This window comes from Tardiphaga sp. (assembly GCF_044336785.1).
GTDB lineage: Bacteria > Pseudomonadota > Alphaproteobacteria > Rhizobiales > Xanthobacteraceae > Tardiphaga.
Genome location: NZ_JBIIOT010000059.1, coordinates 17,262 through 33,436 on the forward strand (window position 1 = coordinate 17,262; position 16,175 = coordinate 33,436).

Annotated in this window: 17 protein-coding genes; 14 read left to right on the forward strand and 3 right to left on the reverse strand. The window is 63.1% G+C overall.

All coding sequences use genetic code 11. The features are described from left to right. Window positions 1-67 precede the first annotated feature (67 nt). Entirely contained in the window at window positions 68-1,513 is a 1,446-nt protein-coding gene (locus ACIQ2A_RS17005; protein WP_398481296.1) for a porin, read from the reverse strand. A gap of 357 nt (window positions 1,514-1,870) precedes the next feature. Then, the gene (locus ACIQ2A_RS17010; RefSeq protein WP_398481298.1) at window positions 1,871-2,884 is read right to left on the reverse strand and encodes a zinc-binding alcohol dehydrogenase family protein; all 1,014 of its coding nucleotides are present in this window, start codon (window positions 2,882-2,884) and stop codon (window positions 1,871-1,873) included. Between the two features lie 141 nt (window positions 2,885-3,025). On the opposite strand from ACIQ2A_RS17010, the gene ACIQ2A_RS17015 reads away from it, so the two are divergent. From ACIQ2A_RS17015 to ACIQ2A_RS17060, 10 genes are all read left to right on the forward strand, one after another. Continuing rightward, window positions 3,026-4,447, forward strand: a complete 1,422-nt coding sequence (locus ACIQ2A_RS17015) for a DegQ family serine endoprotease (protein WP_398481300.1) — start codon at window positions 3,026-3,028, stop codon at window positions 4,445-4,447. After that, entirely contained in the window at window positions 4,444-5,775 is a 1,332-nt protein-coding gene (locus tag ACIQ2A_RS17020; protein WP_398481302.1) for a replication-associated recombination protein A, read from the forward strand. Before ACIQ2A_RS17015 ends, ACIQ2A_RS17020 begins: the two co-directional genes overlap by 4 nt. A gap of 6 nt (window positions 5,776-5,781) precedes the next feature. Continuing rightward, on the forward strand, window positions 5,782-6,396 hold the full coding sequence (locus ACIQ2A_RS17025) for a hypothetical protein (protein WP_398481304.1): 615 nt from the start codon (window positions 5,782-5,784) through the stop codon (window positions 6,394-6,396). Between the two features lie 96 nt (window positions 6,397-6,492). Continuing rightward, window positions 6,493-7,998: an RluA family pseudouridine synthase gene (locus tag ACIQ2A_RS17030; protein WP_398481306.1), complete on the forward strand. Its 1,506-nt coding sequence runs from the start codon at window positions 6,493-6,495 to the stop codon at window positions 7,996-7,998. Window positions 7,999-8,002: 4 nt separating this feature from the next. Beyond that, window positions 8,003-8,635 (forward strand): 5,6-dimethylbenzimidazole synthase, encoded by a 633-nt coding sequence (gene bluB / locus ACIQ2A_RS17035; RefSeq protein WP_398481308.1) that lies wholly within the window; start codon window positions 8,003-8,005, stop codon window positions 8,633-8,635. Window positions 8,636-8,708: 73 nt separating this feature from the next. Continuing rightward, the gene (locus ACIQ2A_RS17040) at window positions 8,709-8,987 is read left to right on the forward strand and encodes a hypothetical protein (protein ID WP_398481310.1); all 279 of its coding nucleotides are present in this window, start codon (window positions 8,709-8,711) and stop codon (window positions 8,985-8,987) included. A 62-nt stretch (window positions 8,988-9,049) separates the two neighbouring features. Then, window positions 9,050-9,829: an ATP12 family chaperone protein gene (locus tag ACIQ2A_RS17045; RefSeq protein WP_398481312.1), complete on the forward strand. Its 780-nt coding sequence runs from the start codon at window positions 9,050-9,052 to the stop codon at window positions 9,827-9,829. 53 nt (window positions 9,830-9,882) lie between these two features. Further along, complete coding sequence (locus ACIQ2A_RS17050; RefSeq protein WP_398481314.1) at window positions 9,883-11,538, forward strand: flagellar hook-length control protein FliK; 1,656 nt, start codon at window positions 9,883-9,885, stop codon at window positions 11,536-11,538. After that, the gene (locus ACIQ2A_RS17055; RefSeq protein WP_398481316.1) at window positions 11,535-11,801 is read left to right on the forward strand and encodes an EscU/YscU/HrcU family type III secretion system export apparatus switch protein; all 267 of its coding nucleotides are present in this window, start codon (window positions 11,535-11,537) and stop codon (window positions 11,799-11,801) included. The genes ACIQ2A_RS17050 and ACIQ2A_RS17055 overlap by 4 nt, the downstream gene beginning before the upstream one ends. Window positions 11,802-11,876: 75 nt before the next feature. Then, complete coding sequence (locus ACIQ2A_RS17060; protein WP_398481318.1) at window positions 11,877-12,533, forward strand: carboxymuconolactone decarboxylase family protein; 657 nt, start codon at window positions 11,877-11,879, stop codon at window positions 12,531-12,533. Window positions 12,534-12,539: 6 nt separating this feature from the next. Here the strand turns inward: ACIQ2A_RS17060 and ACIQ2A_RS17065 are convergent, their stop codons facing one another. Further along, window positions 12,540-13,001, reverse strand: a complete 462-nt coding sequence (locus ACIQ2A_RS17065; RefSeq protein WP_398481320.1) for a DUF4260 domain-containing protein — start codon at window positions 12,999-13,001, stop codon at window positions 12,540-12,542. A 176-nt stretch (window positions 13,002-13,177) separates the two neighbouring features. Here ACIQ2A_RS17065 and ACIQ2A_RS17070 point away from each other — a divergent pair, with 176 nt between their 5' ends. The 4 genes from ACIQ2A_RS17070 to ACIQ2A_RS17085 all read left to right on the forward strand — a co-directional run bounded on the left by ACIQ2A_RS17070 (window position 13,178) and on the right by ACIQ2A_RS17085 (window position 15,638). After that, window positions 13,178-14,710, forward strand: coding sequence for an acyl-CoA carboxylase subunit beta (locus tag ACIQ2A_RS17070; RefSeq protein WP_398481322.1), 1,533 nt, complete (start codon window positions 13,178-13,180; stop codon window positions 14,708-14,710). Between the two features lie 69 nt (window positions 14,711-14,779). After that, window positions 14,780-15,016: a DUF4160 domain-containing protein gene (locus tag ACIQ2A_RS17075; RefSeq protein WP_398481324.1), complete on the forward strand. Its 237-nt coding sequence runs from the start codon at window positions 14,780-14,782 to the stop codon at window positions 15,014-15,016. Next, window positions 14,997-15,245, forward strand: coding sequence for a DUF2442 domain-containing protein (locus ACIQ2A_RS17080; protein ID WP_398481326.1), 249 nt, complete (start codon window positions 14,997-14,999; stop codon window positions 15,243-15,245). Before ACIQ2A_RS17075 ends, ACIQ2A_RS17080 begins: the two co-directional genes overlap by 20 nt. A 75-nt stretch (window positions 15,246-15,320) precedes the next feature. After that, window positions 15,321-15,638, forward strand: coding sequence for a twin-arginine translocation (Tat) (locus tag ACIQ2A_RS17085; protein WP_398481328.1), 318 nt, complete (start codon window positions 15,321-15,323; stop codon window positions 15,636-15,638). Window positions 15,639-16,175: the final 537 nt, after the last annotated feature.

Genomic DNA, 16,175 nt, shown 5'->3' on the forward strand with positions numbered 1-16,175 from the left:
GCCGAGGGCATTCAGCCACTTAGCCTGGAGGTTACCGAAGCGCCTCGCGCTTACCAGGCGGGCTTGATTACCAAGCAACCTGGGTGCGCATCGCGAACACGTCGTAGTCGGCGCCAGCGTTCAGGCCGGCGGTGTTCACCTTGTCCACGGTGCCGTGGATCCAGTTGAACATGAAGCGCGTGTTGTTGTTGACGTACCAGTTCAGGCCGACCGTGGTGTTCTTCAGCTCACCACCGCGGACCGTGAGGTCGTTGAGGCTGGCATAGCTGTAGCGCACGGCCAGTTCCCAGGCGCCGAGATCGCCGGTCGCGAAGTTGACCGGACGGGCAGGAGAGACGCCGCCGAAGGCGCCGGCCGAGGTGCTGTACTTGCGGGATTCGCCGGTCAGCACGTAAGCCGCCTGACCGTAGCCGCCCTCGAAGTTGAGGTCGCCGAGGCCGTTGGTGCGCTGGACGCTGTAGTTGAAGTATTCGCCGGTTGCCAGGAAGCTGCCGTAACGGACAGCGCCTTCACCGCTCAGCACGTGCGCGCTGTTGACGAAGTTCATGGTGCCGGTGTCGAGCAGCGCATTGGTGGCCGGATCGATGCGGACTTCGATGCGGTCGTTCATGCGCAGCGTGTTGTTGGTCGCGCCGCCGGTCTCGGCAAGATACAGGGCGTCGAAGCCGAGCAGCACGGTCGAGACTTCGTTGTTGATCGGCACGGCAACGGCGCGGAAGGTGGCGCCGAGCGGCTGCGGGATCGAATGATTCACGCCAGCGCCCGTGGTCGGACCGGTGACGTAAGCGCCGACCCAGTAATGCTTGTCGAACACCTGACCACCGAAGGCGGAGCGGAAGTCGCCGGCGGCGAGGTTGGTCGCGAGCACCTGCGAGGCTGCACGCTCCATGAAGAAGGTGTTGTTCGAGCTGATCGATTCATCCAGCGTGTACGGCACGTCGATATAGCCGCCCTGGATGATCATGCCCTTGATGCCCTTATAGGCGACATAGGCGTTGTTGAGCACGGCAGAGCCATCGGTGGTGCCGCCGGCGTCGATGATGAGGCCGTATTCCCAATCCTTGTTGTAGGTGCCGATCAGGCCGAGGCGCGCGCGGCGGGCATTGATGCCGTCATTGACGCTCTGCGGCGAGGTGGCAGCGGATTTCGGCGAGAACGAGTAGGCGCCGGCGTCGAAGTGGATACGGCCGGTGATGGCGACGCAATTCATGCCGTCGCCGGTGCAGAAAGTCGGGCGGTTGCCCGGCATGGTCAGCGTGGCGTCGATGAACGGCACGGCCTTCTTGTGCATGGCAGCGTTGGCATTGGCGAAGCTCGCCTGCGTCACGGCCTGCTGCTTCTGCGTGGCGGTGGCCTGCTTCTGAACGTTGTCGAGCTTCTTTTCCAGCGCGCGGAGCTGCGCCTTCAAAGCTGCGACGTCATCACTGGTGGCCTGTGCATGTGCGTGGCCGGACATCGCCATCGCGCCGAGCACGGCGACGGTGCCCAAGAATTTGTGTGTCGTGGAAGACATGGATAACCCCTGTAGAAGACAAAATCCGACACGCCCCGCGAATTGCTTCGCAGGTGGTGACGCGTGCTGATCTGTGTTTGTGGACTTGTAGAAGGAGAGTTGCCGCCGAGCGGGCTGTCCGACTTGTTACAAGCGAGCCACTGTTGAGCTCGGGGGCAACCTAGTTTCGCTCTGTGACAGTTCTGCAAAACCCGCAACGCATTGCGGTGACGAGGCGACAGTGTCGCTTTTCAAGCACAGGTTATTTTGCAGATTAGCTATCTTAAATAGCTAATTAAGCGATTAAAGCGCACCCGCAGATGCGCTTGCCGCGAGTGGGTATCGCTCGGCGGGAATGTGCCGGCGACAACTCGGCCGTTACCAGCCTTCGAGCACGATCTTGCCGTGCGACTTACCGGACTCGAGCAGTGCATGCGCGCGCTTGAGATTCGCTGCATTGATGGTGCCGAAGGTTTTATCGAGCGTCGTGCGCAAGACGCCCTTGTCGATGAGATCGGCGACGTCATTGAGAAGATGATGTTGCGCGATCATGTCCGGCGTCTGGAACGACGAGCGGGTGAACATGGATTCCCAATGCACCGACACCGCCTTGCCCTTGAAGGCAGACACGTTGAATTCGGCGGGATCATCGATCAGGCCAAACTTGCCCTGTGGCGCAATCAGGTCCGCAAGTGCCTTGTAGTGATGGTCCGTCGCGGTCAGGCTGGCGATGAGGGCAACCGGCGGAAGCTTCAGCGCCTCGATTTGCGGCTTCAGAGGCTTGCTGTGATCGATCACGGCATGAGCGCCAAGATCTTCGCACCATTTGAACGTCTCTGGCCTCGACGCGGTCGCGACCACCGTGAGGCCGGTGAGCCGGCGCGCGAGCTGGATCAGCATCGAGCCGACACCGCCGGCGCCGCCGATGATGAGAAGGGTGCGAGGATCGAGGCTCTTGCCCGGCGCAACACCGAGACGGTCGAACAGGAGCTCCCAGGCCGTGATGGCCGTCAGCGGCAGCGCCGCTGCTTCGGCATTGGAGAGCGAGGCCGGCTTTCGGCCGACGATGCGCTCATCGACCAGATGGAACTCGGCATTGGTGCCCTGGCGCTGGATCGAGCCAGCATAGAAGACCTCATCGCCGACCTTGAACAGGCTGACATCGGAACCGACGGCATCGACCACGCCGACCGCGTCATAGCCGAGGATCTTGGTCTCGCCAGCCTTCGGCTCCGCGCGCTTGCGCACCTTGAAATCCACCGGATTGACCGAGATGGCCTTCACCGCCACCCGGATGTCGCGCCCGGTCGGCTCCGGCTTGGGGGCGTCGAAATCGACCAGCGCTTGCGGGTCATCGATGGGGAGGGATTTGGTGTAGCCGACGGCCTTCATGGGGGCTCCTTGGAAAGCGGCATGGTTTGTTACCTCTAGCTGTCCCCGGATCGGGCGGATTGCAAGCTTTGCGGGTTCCTTGCCCTTCTATTGCCCTGCTGAGAGGCTTATATCCGCGGTAATTTCCGCAAAGAGGCCCAGATGATTCCATTTTCCCGCAAGGTTGCGACCGTTTCTGCCCTGTGCGCCATTGTCCTGTCCCTGAGCGCCCTGTCTCTGAGCCTCGCCTCGGCCCAGAACCGGCAGGTGCCGACGTCGCCCACCGAGCTGAAGCTGTCCTACGCGCCGATCGTGCAGCGGGTGCAGCCGGCGGTCGTGAATGTCTATGCGGCCAAGACGGTGCAGAACCGCAATCCGCTGCTCGACGATCCCGTGTTCCGCCGTTTCTTCGGCGGGCAGGGCATGCAGCCGGAGCAGATGCAGCGCTCGCTCGGCTCGGGTGTGATGGTCGATGCATCAGGTCTCGTGGTCACCAACAACCACGTCATCGAAGGCGCGGATCAGGTGAAGATCTCGCTCTCCGACAAGCGCGAGTTCGAAGCGGAGATCGTGCTCAAGGACAGCCGCACCGATCTTGCAGTGCTGCGCATCAAGGACGCCAAGGAAAAATTCCCGACTCTCGATTTTGCCAATTCCGATGATCTGCTGGTCGGCGACGTCGTGCTTGCCATCGGCAATCCGTTCGGCGTCGGCCAGACCGTGACCCACGGCATCATCTCGGCGCTGGCGCGTACGCAGGTCGGCATCACCGACTATCAGTTCTTCATCCAGACCGATGCCGCGATCAATCCCGGTAATTCCGGCGGCGCATTGGTGGATATGACCGGCAAGTTGGTCGGCGTGAACACCGCGATCTTCTCGCGCTCGGGCGGCTCGCAGGGCATCGGATTCGCCATTCCCGCCAACATGGTCCGCGTCGTTGTCGCTTCCGCCAAATCAGGCGGCAAGGCCGTAAAGCGTCCATGGCTTGGCGCGCGGCTGCAGAACATCACGCCTGAGATCGCCGAAACACTCGGCTTGAAGACGCCATCGGGGGCGTTGGTCGTCAATGTCACGCCGAACAGTCCGGCGGCTAAGGCCGGCCTGAAGGTTTCCGATCTGGTCACCGCCATCGATGGCACGGTGATCGAGGATCCCAACGCTTTCGAATATCGCTTTGCGACCCGTCCGCTCGGCGGCACCACGCAGCTTGATGCACAGCGTGGCGGCAAGCCGGTCAAGCTCACCGTTGCGCTCGAAGCGGCGCCGGATACGGGGCGTGATGAAATTGTCCTCAAGGGGCGCTCGCCGTTCCAGGGCGCCAAGGTCGCCAACATCTCGCCGGCACTGGCCGATGAGTTGCGGCTCGATTCCAGCACTGAAGGTGTCGTCATCACTGATCTCACCGATACCGCGACGGCCGCTGGCGTCGGCTTCCAGAAGGGCGACCTCATTCTGGCGGTGAACGGCGTCAAGATCGGCAAGACCAGCGATCTCGAAAAGATCACCGGCGAAGGCGCGCGGCTGTGGCGTATCGTCGTTGTACGCGGCGGCCAGCAGATCAACGTCACACTCGGCGGATGAGCCAGAAGCAACCATCAGCCAACCTGTTCGCTGCCGCCGGGATGGAGCAGGACGCACCGCGTCCGCTGCCCGAGCGGCTGCGGCCGCGCGTGCTTGCCGATGTCGTGGGCCAGGACCACATCCTCGGCCCAGACGGCGCGCTGACGCGCATGCTGGAAACGCGCACGCTCGGCTCGCTGATCTTCTGGGGTCCGCCGGGCACTGGCAAGACCACCGTCGCAAGGCTGTTGGCGGATGCGACCGAACTGCATTTCGAGCAGATCTCCGCAGTGTTCTCCGGCGTTGCGGATCTGAAGAAGGTGTTCGACGCCGCGCGCGCCCGCCGCCAGATGGGCAGGGGCACGCTGCTGTTCGTCGACGAGGTGCATCGCTTCAACAAGGCGCAGCAGGACTCGTTCTTGCCGGTGATGGAAGACGGCACTGTCGTGCTGGTCGGTGCCACCACCGAGAACCCGTCCTTTGAACTCAACGCGGCGCTTCTGTCCCGTGCGCGCGTACTTGTGTTTCAGTCGCATGATGCCGAAGCGATCGAAAAACTGTTCGCCAATGCGGAGAAGATCGAAGACCGCAAGCTGCCGCTGGATGCCGAAGCGCGCGCCGTGCTGGTGCGCATGGCCGATGGCGATGGCCGCGCTGCGTTGACGCTCGCCGAAGAGGTCTGGCGCGCAGCACGCGCCAATGAGGTTTTCGATGCCGCGCAGTTGCAGGACATCCTGCAACGTCGCGCGCCGATTTATGACAAGTCGGCCGATGGCCACTACAATCTGATCTCGGCGCTGCATAAATCCGTGCGCGGCAGCGATCCCGATGCGGCGCTGTATTACCTGTGCCGGATGCTGGATGCTGGCGAGGACCCGCTGTTCCTCGCGCGCCGCGTGGTGCGGATGGCCGTCGAGGATATCGGCCTCGCCGATCCGCAGGCGCTGGTGATTTGCAACGCCGCCAAGGATGCCTATGATTTCCTCGGTCATCCCGAAGGCGAACTCGCCATCGCGCAGGCCGTGATCTACATCGCCACCGCGCCCAAGTCGAATGCCGCCTATACCGCCTATAAAACCGCGATGCGGGTCGCCAAGGAGGGCGGCTCGCTGCTGCCGCCAAAGCACATCCTGAATTCGCCGACCAAGCTGATGAAGTCCGAAGGCTATGGCGACGGCTATCAATACGACCACGACACGCCGGATGCCTTTTCCGGCCAGGACTATTTCCCGGAGGCCTTGGGCCGCCAGACCTTCTATGATCCCCCCGAACGCGGTTTCGAGCGCGAGATTCGCAAGCGGCTGGATTACTGGGCCAAGCTGCGCGCCGCCAAAAGCACGGAGGCGTAGAGGCCGATGTCGATTGTCTCGTCTCAACCGCTGCGCACCGCAGTCATCGGTGCAGCGTTTTGCCTGATCGCTCAGGCGGCTTCGGCCCAGCAGGCGGCGCCGGTGCAATACTGGGTGCCGAATGGGCCGTTCGGCCTCGGCGGTTGGTCTGATGCCGGCATCACGAGCTATGGCAATTTCCCAGGTTTCGACGCCGGGGCTGCGGTTGACGGCGACTGGAAGTCCAGTTTCAAGACCGGTGCCTATGTGCGCAGCGAGGCCGCCAGTTTTAGCCGCATGGGCCTCGGCTGGGCCGGCACCACCAGTGATTTCGGCGGGCTCACCGCGCAGAGCACGCTGGCCGGCTACGCATTCAAGGGCGCCGGAGATCTGCCCGTCACGGTCTTTGCCGGCTTCGACACCCTGAACTACCGTCCGGGCATCGGCACGGCGCTGGCGCCGTTCAGTTCCGATACCAGCATCGCGACCGGATACAGGGCCCGCGCAGGCATTGCGTTTCAGCCGGCTCCGAATGTCACTTTGTCGCTCGAGGGCAGCTTCACCCAAAATCAATTGGACGATGGCACCGCCACATCACGCCTGCTGTCCGGTCAGTCCCCGTATGGCGGTTTCCGCCGCTAGCGCGGGCGGAACCCGAAGGTTTGCGCCAATGGGCGATTTGACCGTGACCCAAGTCGGTAGATGCGCTACGGACGGACTTTCCCCCTGGAGTTACAGATGAGCCGCCGCGACACGAGATCCCCCGCCAACCGTGGCACCGGAGGCGCTGGCCGTTCGGGACGCGCCAAGCCGGGCGCCACGATGGCCAAGGCGGCAGCGAAGAAGGCTGCCAAGGGGCCAGCCAGAACCCCTCCGAAGAGCGCCGCAGCGAAGGGCGATCGCTTCCGGGCCGAGCGCGGCGATGCGGAACGCCCGACCAGTGCGCGTCCGCCGCGTGCGCGTGCAGCCGAGCGACCTGAACGGTTCGAGCGCTCGGAGCGTCCCGAACGATCGGAACGCCCGCAGCGTTTTGAGCGATCGGAGCGTCCCGAGCGCGCGGAACGTCCGCAGCGCTATGAGCGGAGCGAGCGAAGTGAAAGATCGGAACGGCCGGAGCAGGGCGAACGTCCATCCCGTCCGCGCACCGGCAGTAAGCCCGCGCCGCGTTTTGCCGGTGCTGTGACGCGCACGCGAAAACCAGAACCCGTCATCGAGGCACCGGCCAAGCCGGAAGCCGAACCGGTCGTGATGCCGACCAGCGTGCAGACTGTCATTGTCACGCCTGACGAGAACGACATGCGCGTCGATCGCTTCCTCGAAGCGCGTTTCCCGGGCCTGTCATTCTCCCATATCCAGCGCATCGTCCGCAAAGGCGAGCTGCGCGTGAACGGCAAGCGTGCCGACAGCAAGGATCGCCTGGAAGCCGGGCAGACCGTTCGCATCCCGCCGCTCAAGCTCGACGCGCCGAAGACCGTCGGTGTGCTCTCGGAAGCCGCTCAGAAAACGCTCGATGCATTGAAGGAGATGACGATCTTCGAGGACGCCGACGTGATGGTGCTGAACAAGCCGGCCGGCCTTGCGGTGCAGGGCGGCTCCGGCATGACGCGTCACGTCGATATGATGCTGGAGGTGATGCGCGACTCCAAGGGCCAGAAGCCGCGCCTCGTGCATCGTCTCGATCGCGAGACCTCGGGCTGTCTCTTGATCGCCAAGACGCGGTTTGCAGCTTCTTTCCTGACCGGGGCGTTTCGCGAGCGTTCGGCGCGAAAATTCTACTGGGCGCTGGTTGCCGGCGTGCCGAAGCCGAAGCAGGGGCGTATCTCGACCTATCTCGCCAAGGAAGAGAACGAGGAAGACACCATCATGCGCGTCGCCAAGCACGGCGATGATGGTGCCAGCCATGCGGTGACCTATTACGCTGTCGTCGAGACGTCGGGCCAGAAGCTCGCCTGGGTATCATTGAAGCCGGTGACCGGGCGTACGCATCAGCTCCGGGCGCATATGGCCCATATCGGCCACGCCATTGTGGGCGATCCCAAATATTTCAACATCGAGAACTGGCAGTTGCCGGGCGGCCTGCAGAACCGCCTGCATCTGCTGGCGCGCCGCATCGTCATCCCGCATCCGCGTGGCGGCATGATCGACGCGACCGCGCCACTGCCGCCGCACATGCTGCAGTCGTGGAATCTGCTGGCGCTCGAGCATGATCGGTTCGATCCCATCGAACACGCGCCGGAAGACTAGGGCGTTGCCAGAGTTCGACGATCAGTTTCGCGCACGCCTGCATGACCTGTTTGCGTGGCGTCGCGACGTCCGGCGTTTTCGCAGCGATCCTTTGCCGGCGGGCGCGTTGGAGCGGTTGATCGAAACCGCGTGTCTCGCGCCATCGGTAGGGCTCAGTCAGCCGTGGCGTTTCGTCATCGTCGATGATCCCGCGCGGCGCCAGACCGTGCTTGATAACTTCTCCGCCTGCAATGCGGAGGCGCTCGACGCGTATCATGGCGAGCGTGCGCAACTTTATGCGCGATTGAAGCTTGCGGGCCTGCGCGAAGCGCCGGGACATCTGGCCGTATTTGCAGATCGCGGCACCGATGTCGGACATGGTGTCGGCCGTCGCACCATGCCGGAAATGGCGGAATATTCGGTGGTGACGGCGGTGACCACCATGTGGTTCGCCGCGCGTGCGGAAGGTATCGGCATGGGATGGGTGTCCATCCTCGATCCTTCTGTCGTTGCCGATGCGCTCGACATTCCCCGCGACTGGCGGCTGATCGGCTATTTCTGTATCGGCTATCCCGAAGGCGAGGACGATCGCCCTGAACTGGAACGTGAAGGCTGGGAGCACCGCCGCGCTGCAACGGATCACATCCTCCGGCGTTAATGCAGTCGCGCTTGCGAGCGCCGGAGATCGTAACGATATGGCCTGCATGTTTCGACTTTCCAGATGTCTTGCCGTGGCTCTGCTCCTGTTGTCGAGCGAGGCGCCCGCATTTGCTCAGTTTCTGCCGCCGGGAAGCAGCGCGCTGACCGTGCCTCCGCCACCTGCGCCGCCGCCGCCCAAGATCGAAGTACCCGTGGTGCCAAAGATGGGCGATCTGCCTCGGCAGAACTACGTGCCGCAGGCGCGGCCATCATTCGGCGACCGGATCACCAACTGCCTGCAGGATGGCGCCGCGGCAGGGCTCGGTCCCAATGATCGTGCTGCGTATTCGCGGTCCTGCGCCAATCGCTGATGGCCTCGCCTAGCGTCTCGGCATCGCGTAAACTGCGGCCAGAAACTGGATCGAGATGACCGATGCGTGAACTGTTCGACGACGTCTATGGCAAGCCCGGCTTCACCGTGCAGGAATCGCGCGAGAAATCGACGGGCACGCGCCGCAAGCGTTTCTATACCAAGGTCGGCGTCAGTGCGGCTGACGAGGGCCATTCCGTTACGCTCGACGACAAGACGATCCGGACGCCGTCGCGCAATGCGCTTGCAGTGCCGTCGCGCGCGGTCGCTGACCTGATGGCTGCCGAATGGGACGCGCAGCAGGAGTTCATTGATCCGCTGTCGATGCCGATCACGCGTCTTGCCAATAGCGTGCTCGATGCCATCTCGACCGAAGAACAGATCGCGGCGGTGCGCGACGACATCGCAAAATATTTCGGCTCCGACCTGCTGTTCTATCGTGCGTCGCATCCGGACGCGCTGATCGAGCGCGAGGCAGCCGCATGGGACCCCGTGCTGTTCTGGGTTGCCGAAGAGCTCAACGCGCATTTCATCCTTGCCGAGGGCGTCATGCATGTGGGCCAGCCGGCGCAGGCGCTCGCTGCTGCGCAGGCAGCGTTGCCGACCGATTCATGGCGTGTCGCGGCGCTGCATATGGTGACCACGATCACCGGCTCTGCGCTGCTGGCGCTGGCGCTGCTGCGCGGCCGGCTGAGCGCCGACGAGGTCTGGGCCGCGGCCTTTGTAGACGAGGACTGGAACGCTGAAAAATGGGGCCTCGACGAGGAAGCCGCGGCACGCCGGGCCGCCCGCAAGGTCGATTTCGAGGGCGCCGTCGCCGTGCTGCGGGCGCTCGGCAGTTAATCGGAAGTTAACGCCACTTCACCTAACGTGCTGCACCAGACTCGGGTGCAGCCATGTCGGTTCTCGTCAATGCGATTCCATCCCTCGTCGCCGCGCAAGGCGTGGCGCGCGATGTCGCGTTTCAGCCCGGCAGCGTCGTTGCCGCACGGGTGATCGAGGTCGGGGCTAACAACCAGGCGCGCATTTCGATTGCCGGCCAGGCGATCGACGTTCAGACCCAGGTCCCGTTGCAGGCTGGGGAGACGTTGCAACTTTCCGTGTCGCAGACCGCCGATGGCATTCGCCTCGCGGTGCTGCCGCAGCAGGCGGCCGCGAATGGCGCCGCTCTGGCATCGTCCTCTGATCTTTCCGCCACGCTGCTAACGACGTTGGCTGCCTCCAAAGCGCAGCTCACCGCGCCGGAAGCTGTGGCCGTGTCGCAAGCAGCCCTTGGCGCTGTGACCAAGCAGGCGAGCCTCTCGGCGCTGTTCGCCAATCTCGGCGCTGCAGCCTCGCTCGAGAACCTGCCGCCGAAACTGCAGCAAGCCATCGCGCAGGTGCTGGCGCAGCGGCCGCCGCTCGATGCGAAGCTCACGGGCGGTGAGGTGAAAACGGCGTTCCAGAACTCCGGCCTGTTTCTCGAAGCGTCGCTGGCAAAGGGCACGCCAGCTTCGGTCGCCATGCCCGACATGAAAGCAGCGCTGGTCGTGCTCAAGCAAGCACTGACGACGGTGCTGGCCAATGATGCAAGCGGCAAAGCTGCAGTGACGACGCCAGCTCCGCCACAGGCTGCACCAGCGCAGCAGCAGGCCGTCGCAACGCCGATGACGACAGCCGCGCAGGTGCAGGCCGCCGCAGCAACGCTGGTGCCGGCAATGCTGTCAAAGGCTGCTGTGAAAGACGAGGCATCCCAGGCGGCTGTTTCGGCGACGCCCGACGAAGGCGCTGAAGCGGATATTCGCCCGCAGGTCGCTGCCGCCACGGCGAGGGCCGCTGGCGCGATGGCGAATAACGGCGCGCAGCAGTCCGGCGCCAAGATCGCCGAGATGATCGCAAAACTGCTTCCCGATGAGAGTGCGTTGCTGCAACAGGCAGCGACGGGCAAGGGCCAGCCGGGTGCTTACGTTGATGCGCAGGGCTTGCGCTCGCCGCTGCCACCACCTCCGTTGCGTGGCGCCTTGCCGACGCCACAGCCGATGGCGCAGCCGACGCTTGTATCGAACGCACCGCTTGGCGAGACCGTGCAACATCTGCTTGCCGACACAGATGCTGCGATCGCAAGGCAGACATTGCATCAGGTCGCATCGCTGCCGGAACGCGTCGATGCAGCTGTCGCGCAGCGCCTGGATCAGGCGACGCCGCGCTGGAGTTTTGAAATTCCATTCGCCGTGCCGCATGGGACAGCCGTCGCGCAGTTCGAGATTTCGCGCGATGGCGGGCAGGGCAGCGAGGCCGATTCAGCCAAGAAAGTCTGGTGCGCGCGTTTCTCGCTCGATGTCGAGCCGACAGGTCCCATTCACGCGGTGATTTCGCTGACCGGCGAGAAGACCTCCGTTCGCATGTGGGCGGAGCGACCTGCGACTGCGCAGCAGCTACAGGCAGGTGCAGGGCAACTGACCCAGGCTTTGATCCGCGCCAATCTGCAGCCCGGCGACATCGTCGTGCGCGAAGGCGCACCGCAGCAGGCCACGCCGGCTTTGGCCGGTCATTTTCTGGATATGGCGCTATGATCGTGCAGCCGAAACGCGCGCTCGCCGTCGCGCTCCATTACGACAAGACTGGTGCGCCGCGTGTCACCGCCAAAGGACGTGGCGCTGTCGGCGAGAAGATCATCGAGGTCGCGAAAGCACACGACATTCCGATCGAGGAGAACGAGGTGCTCGCCGGCGCGCTCTCCAATATCGAGCTCGGCGACGAAATCCCGGAAGAACTTTACAAGGCCGTTGCCGAGGTCCTGGTCTTCGTCCTGCGCATGTCTGGGCGCGGGCGATAGCATTTGCACCTCTGGCGCTGCAGGCCGCGCGGGACTAGCATCCGTGACAACTAAAAACGTCACGGAGGAAATCCCATGAAGTCGATGTCGCTCTGGATGTCGTCGCTGGCCGCTGCTGCGGCGAGCGGCTGGTTTGCCGCCACGCTATTTGCGCCACCTGCGGTCAGCAAGGAGCCGCGCTTTCCGCAACTCACCATGGATCAGCTCGACGCCAAGCAGAAGCCGCTGGGCGAACAGGTGATGAAAGTGTCGAGCGTGGGACTCGCAGGTCCCTACAATCCGATGATGCGCAGCCCCGTGCTCGGACAAAAGCTGTTCGATCTGTTCGCCTATCTGCGCTGGGATACGAGCGTTCCCGCAAAGCTCAACGAGTTCGCAATCATCATCATCGGACGGCAATGGCGTTCGCAGGTGGAGTGGTTCGCGCATGCGCCGCTGGCGCAGAAGGCAGGTCTGTCACCGCAGATCATCGCTGATCTCAAGGCCAACAAGCGGCCAGCCAACATGGCTGAGGATGAAGCGGTGGTGTATGACTTCGTCACTGAACTCACGACCACCAAGAAGGTCTCGGACGAGACCTATGCGCGCGCCAAGAAGATTTTTAGCGATCAGCAGATCGTCGATCTCACCGCGGTGTCCGGCAATTATGTGATGGTCGCGATGCTGCTGGCGATGGCCGAGGAATCGACGCCGCCCGGCAAGGAGCCGCCGTTCAAGCCGGGCGAACCATAGACGCCGTCACGCAGCCTTGATCTGGTTGCCAGTGGTTGGATTGGTCGCAGTGGTCTTGGCAACCTCTGCGTCCTTGCCGATGCGACCGAGATGGGTGAAGCGGAAGCCGGTCTCGTATTTCAGGCCGTAGCCGAGCGTGCGGTCGAAGCCGATATGGGCCAGCCAGATCATGGCAAGGGCGCCGGGCAGTGGCTCGGCGGTGACGAGGCCGAACAGAACCAGCAGGAGCGGGCCAATGGTGGCGTGGGTGGCGTTGTAGACACCGGCGCCGATCCGCGGGCCGGCCAGATAGGCCAGCAAAGCAAGATCCGGCACGAAGAAGCCCAGCGCGTAATGCAGCCAAGACGCACCCGAAATCCAGTAGAACAGCGTCATGCCGATAAAGAGGGCGACGCCCTCCCAGCGCAGCAAATCCCGCACGCCGCCGGTGGCTGCGCCGCTGTTCGCGTTGATCGTGATATTCGACATCTCGGCCTCCCTGACTGAGACGGATATAGGCAGCGCGGGCCGCGTTGCCATGCATTTCCGACGATTTCCAGCCATGCGGATGGGCGTTTCCAGACCCGAAAACCCCATGCTAGAACGACGTCCAAATCCCGCCGCCAAAGCGGGCGAAAACACGCGAATTTGACGGGCTGGAGCACATGAAAGAGATCCTGGATACCCTCGAAGCGCGCCGCGCCGGCGCCAAACTCGGCGGTGGCGAGAAGCGCATCGAGTCGCAGCACTCCAAGGGAAAGCTGACCGCCCGCGAGCGCATCGAGCTGCTGCTGGACAAGGGATCCTTCGAGGAGTTCGACATGTTCGTCGAACACCGCTCCGTGGAATTTGGCATGGAGAAATCCAAAATTCCGGGTGACGGTGTTGTCACCGGCTGGGGAACCGTCAACGGCCGCAAGATCTTCGTCTTCGCCAAGGATTTCACCGTGTTCGGCGGTTCGCTGTCTGAAACCCATGCGCTGAAGATTACCAAGATCCAGGACATGGCCATGAAGGCGCGAGCGCCGATCATCGGCCTCTATGACGCCGGTGGCGCGCGCATCCAGGAAGGTGTCGCCGCGCTCGCCGGTTACTCCTACGTGTTCCGCCGCAACGTGCAGGCCTCGGGCGTGATCCCGCAGATCTCCGTCATCATGGGCCCATGCGCCGGCGGCGACGTCTATTCGCCGGCCATGACCGACTTCATCTTCATGGTGAAAAACACCAGCTACATGTTCGTCACCGGCCCGGACGTGGTGAAGACCGTCACCAACGAGGTCGTCACTGCCGAGGAACTCGGCGGCGCCAGCGTGCATGCAACGAAGTCCTCGATCGCCGACGGCGCGTTCGAGAACGATGTCGAGACGCTCTTGCAGATGCGCCGGCTGATCGACTTCCTGCCGTCGAACAACACCGCCGGCGCGCCGGACTGGCCGAGCTTCGACGATATCGAGCGCACCGACGACTCGCTCGATACGTTGATCCCCGACAATCCGAACAAGCCCTATGACATCAAGGAGCTGATCCTGAAGGTCGTGGACGAGGGCGACTTCTTCGAACTCGCGGACACCTTTGCCAAGAACATCGTCACCGGTTTCGGCCGCATTGCTGGCAAGACGGTGGGCTTTGTGGCCAACCAGCCGATGGTGCTGGCCGGCGTGCTTGACAGCGATGCCTCGCGAAAAGCCGCGCGCTTCGTGCGCTTCTGCGATGCCTTCAACATTCCGATCGTCACCTTCGTGGACGTGCCGGGCTTTTTGCCGGGCACCGCGCAGGAATATGGCGGCCTGATCAAGCACGGCGCAAAGCTGCTGTTCGCCTACAGCCAGTGCACCGTGCCGCTGGTCACCGTCATCACGCGCAAGGCCTATGGCGGCGCGTTCGACGTGATGGCCTCGAAGGAAATCGGCGCCGACATGAACTATGCCTGGCCGACCGCGCAGATCGCCGTGATGGGCGCCAAGGGCGCGGTGGAAATCATCTTCCGCCAGGACATCGGCGATGCCGAGAAGATCGCCGCGCGCACCAAGGAATACGAGGACCGTTTCCTGTCGCCGTTCGTGGCCGCCGAGCGCGGTTATATCGACGACGTGATCATGCCGCACTCCACCCGCAAGCGCATTGCGCGTGCGCTGGCGATGCTAAAGGACAAGCATGTGGAAGTGCCGATGAAGAAGCACGACAATATGCCGTTGTGAGGGATCATTGGGCGGACGGGCGATGCGCCATCCGCCCTTAACGACCTTATTGATCGACTGGAGGTGGGAATGCCGACAGTCTTGCGATGGGGACCATACAGGGCCTTCTTTTATTCAAATGAAGGAATTGAGCCCGCTCATATCCATGTCAGACGAGAAGATCGCGAAGTAAAATTCTGGCTTCGCGATCTTTCCATCGCTGCGAATGCCGGCTTTCCGTTTCACGAAATCAACGATATTATTCGACATCTGCGCTCTAACCGCGATGAACTATTGGCGGCATGGCATGAGCACTTTGGAAATTGACGTTGGTGATCTTCGCGCGCGCTCGGTGGATTTCACCGATGCCGAACTCGTTGTTACGCTGATCGACGGTCGGCGCATCGTGACACCGCTTGAATGGTATCCGCGTCTGTTGGGTGCCAGCTCAACTCAGCGGAAGAATTTCGAGATCATGGCAATGGGAGTTCATTGGCCAGATCTCGATGAGGATCTCAGTATCGCGGGTATGTTGAAGGGCGTTCGCTCGCGATAGCCGATACTCTCCGTTCAGCGCTCATTCATCCCGCCAACGCGAAGCTCTTCCTCGATATCTCAGGGAGGGATCGCGATGGAACGCCGTCATTTTCTGAAGCTCGGGCTGGCTTTCGCTGCGAGCGGTATGCTGGTTGCGAAGACGCTCGCCACCGCAGAGGCTGCACCACTGCCGCCTGTCGGACCGGCTGGTGATCGCAAGCAGGATAACGAGCCGCAGCCCGCGGTGGCGACGCAGGACGATGTGAATCGCCTGCAGCCGGAGCAGGTGCAGTGGCGTCGGCGGCGCTATGGCTGGCGCAGGCGCGCATGGCGTCGCCGCTACTGGCGCCCGCGGGCCTGGCGTCGCCGCCGCGTCTGGCGCCGTCGTGTCTGGCGTCGCAAATATTGGTAGTGCAAGATCGTAGGATGGGTTGAGCGGCTTCGCGAAACCCATCGGCCGAACGATGTGGCAAGCTCTGCCGATGGGTTTTCGCTTCGGCGCTGGCGCGCCTGCGCTTAACCCATCCTACGGCACCGAGCTTTGCCGCTTGTCCATGTCACCATGTCAAACAGCCACGTCCTGGAGATTTCTTGCGCGCACGCGCCGTCCTTGTCGCGTCCGCGGCGCGAGGTGGAGGTCCCTGGTTTCCCCCTCGAAGAGTGAGGGGAGATGACGCGCCAAGAAGCGCAATTTTGGGTAGTCCATGCGATGTGCTCGGGCTGAAACGTCAGCCTCCGCCCATCGCAACGCCTCTCGGCGCGCCATCACGGGACTTTTGGCTGGAGGACCATTCTTTTTATGCACCGGCGCGTCCCTTACTCGCTGCCGTAGCAGGTTTCGGTTTCGCTGATCCCGACGGATTTCTCCGCCGTTCGCCTGTGCCGTCTCAGCCGAACTATCGGCAGCCCCTCTTAATGGGGGCGGACGGTGACCCCCGGCCTCCCGAGT

Coding starts and splice junctions, on each gene's coding strand:
- ACIQ2A_RS17055 (WP_398481316.1), top strand. CDS start 11,535: ATGATCGTGCAGCCGAAACGCGCGCTCGCCGTCGCGCTCCATTACGAC.
- ACIQ2A_RS17045 (WP_398481312.1), top strand. CDS start 9,050: ATGCGTGAACTGTTCGACGACGTCTATGGCAAGCCCGGCTTCACCGTG.
- ACIQ2A_RS17030 (WP_398481306.1), top strand. CDS start 6,493: ATGAGCCGCCGCGACACGAGATCCCCCGCCAACCGTGGCACCGGAGGC.
- ACIQ2A_RS17065 (WP_398481320.1), bottom strand. CDS start 13,001: ATGTCGAATATCACGATCAACGCGAACAGCGGCGCAGCCACCGGCGGC.
- ACIQ2A_RS17025 (WP_398481304.1), top strand. CDS start 5,782: ATGTCGATTGTCTCGTCTCAACCGCTGCGCACCGCAGTCATCGGTGCA.
- ACIQ2A_RS17015 (WP_398481300.1), top strand. CDS start 3,026: ATGATTCCATTTTCCCGCAAGGTTGCGACCGTTTCTGCCCTGTGCGCC.
- ACIQ2A_RS17080 (WP_398481326.1), top strand. CDS start 14,997: ATGAGCACTTTGGAAATTGACGTTGGTGATCTTCGCGCGCGCTCGGTG.
- ACIQ2A_RS17060 (WP_398481318.1), top strand. CDS start 11,877: ATGAAGTCGATGTCGCTCTGGATGTCGTCGCTGGCCGCTGCTGCGGCG.
- ACIQ2A_RS17075 (WP_398481324.1), top strand. CDS start 14,780: ATGCCGACAGTCTTGCGATGGGGACCATACAGGGCCTTCTTTTATTCA.
- ACIQ2A_RS17085 (WP_398481328.1), top strand. CDS start 15,321: ATGGAACGCCGTCATTTTCTGAAGCTCGGGCTGGCTTTCGCTGCGAGC.
- ACIQ2A_RS17010 (WP_398481298.1), bottom strand. CDS start 2,884: ATGAAGGCCGTCGGCTACACCAAATCCCTCCCCATCGATGACCCGCAA.
- ACIQ2A_RS17070 (WP_398481322.1), top strand. CDS start 13,178: ATGAAAGAGATCCTGGATACCCTCGAAGCGCGCCGCGCCGGCGCCAAA.
- ACIQ2A_RS17020 (WP_398481302.1), top strand. CDS start 4,444: ATGAGCCAGAAGCAACCATCAGCCAACCTGTTCGCTGCCGCCGGGATG.
- ACIQ2A_RS17050 (WP_398481314.1), top strand. CDS start 9,883: ATGTCGGTTCTCGTCAATGCGATTCCATCCCTCGTCGCCGCGCAAGGC.
- ACIQ2A_RS17005 (WP_398481296.1), bottom strand. CDS start 1,513: ATGTCTTCCACGACACACAAATTCTTGGGCACCGTCGCCGTGCTCGGC.